Consider the following 1936-nt stretch of genomic DNA (forward strand, 5'->3'; position numbering starts at 1 on the left):
CGTGATCCGGTACAAGCTGAGCCTGCTCTTCCACCAAGGCATGGAACAGGGCTCCTGCTTCGCCTGCAGCAACATCTCTTACTCCCACTTCTCCAAAACCGTGGATAAGTTGCTCTTTTTCCTCGGCGGTGACCATATTCAAAGCGGCCAGTGGCTGCTGCGGATGATCGGCAATCGCTCGAACGATTTCCGCAAAATGCTGGGCTAATCGCATCATGGTCTCCGGCTTATACAGCGCCGTGCTATATTCCAGGCTGCACAGCATACCTTCCGGCTGCTCTACGGCCTCCAAGCTCAAATCAAATTTGGCCGTATGATTGTCCAGTGGATAGGAGTTCAAGGTCAGACCTTCCAGCTCGAATTCCTGCTGTTCTAAGGTCTTCAATTCAAACATCGTGTCAAACAACGCATTCCGGCTCGTATCCCGCGCTACATTCAGCTTTTCCACCAGTTCTTCAAACGGATAGTCCTGGTGCTCATACGCACTGAGCGCGTGCTCCTTGACCTCTTGCAGATAATCCAGGAAGGTTTTGTCGCTGGACGGATAATTGCGGATCGCCAGCGTGTTAATGAATACACCCACCAGACTTTCCAGTTCGGCATGCGGTCGTCCGGCAATTGGCGTGCCGACGATGATGTCCTCTTGACCTGTGTATTTATGCAAGAGCGTGGTGTACGCCGCCAGCAGCACCATATACAAGGTAGAGCCGGTCTGCGCCGCCAGTTCTTTCAGGCGTTCACTCACCTCACGCCCCAGTACAAATTCGATCGTATCCCCTGCCGTACTCTGTACCGCTGGGCGGACAAAGTCCGTAGAGAGATCCAGTACAGGTAATTCACCTTGGAAGGTATTCAGCCAGTACGTTTCCTGACGCTGCATCCATTCCTGATGGGCTTCGCTTTGCTGCCATACGGCATAATCCTTGTACTGTATCCGCAACGGCGCCAGCTCTTCACCGCCATACAAGCGGACAAACTCATCGGTCAGGACCTCCATGGACACCCCATCCGAGACAATATGGTGCATGTCGAGCATAAGCAGATGTTGAGCCTCCTGCTCTACCCCTGATACGCCCAAATCCACCAAACCTACCCGCAGCAGCGGCGCAGCTTTGAGATCAAACGGACGGACAAATCGCCGCACCCGTTCTTGCACTTCTACGTTGACCCTTGTGTACCTATTTGTAGTTGTGTCCTGATCTGCATCCGCCGTCGCACCTGCTGCTTGTACCTTCGTATATTCCACCTCAAACGGCACCGTGTCTTCAATCCATTGCATCGGCTCACCGTCGATCAGTTCAAAACGGGTACGCAACGTTGCATGGCGGGCGATCAGTTGACGGAATACATGTTCCACTCGTTTCACATCCAGCGGACCGCTCACTTGCAGCACCGACGGCATGTTGTAGTTCACATCCTGCGGATCGAACTGATGCAGCACATACAGTCGTTTTTGCGCCGAGGATAGTGGATAGAAGCTGCGCTCTTCCGTTACCGGAATGGACGCATACGCCACCTGATCCAGCCCTTCCAGCACAGCTGCCAATTGTTCAATGGTGGGTGCTTCAAAAATACTGCGCAGAGGAAGCTGCTTGTGCAGCTCCTTGTGAATCTTCGAGGCCAGTGTTGTTGCCCGCAGCGAGTGTCCACCGATCTCGAAGAAGTTTTCCTTCACGCCGACCTGCGCCAGACCCAGCACGTCCTGCCAAATTTGCGCCAGCTTCGCTTCCACCCACGTCCGCGGCGGGATATAATCGACTCCGCTTTGCAGGCTGCCTTCGGGTGCTGGCAAGGCCTTACGGTCGATTTTGCCATTGGGACTCAGCGGCATTTGCTCCAGCTGTACAAAGTAGGACGGCACCATGTAGCTTGGCAGCTCTCGGCCCAGCTCACTTCTCAGCTCGCTGGCTCCTAGCTCTTGTCCCGCGACATAGTA

1 protein-coding gene is annotated in these 1936 nt (G+C 54.3%); it reads right to left on the minus strand.

The genetic code is table 11. The features are described 5' to 3' along the window. Positions 1-1936, minus strand: a 1936-nt coding sequence (locus AC5V8P_RS25335) for a condensation domain-containing protein (RefSeq protein WP_495474029.1), incomplete at both ends; no start/stop codon positions are given.

This window comes from Paenibacillus sp. N119s (assembly GCF_059447605.1).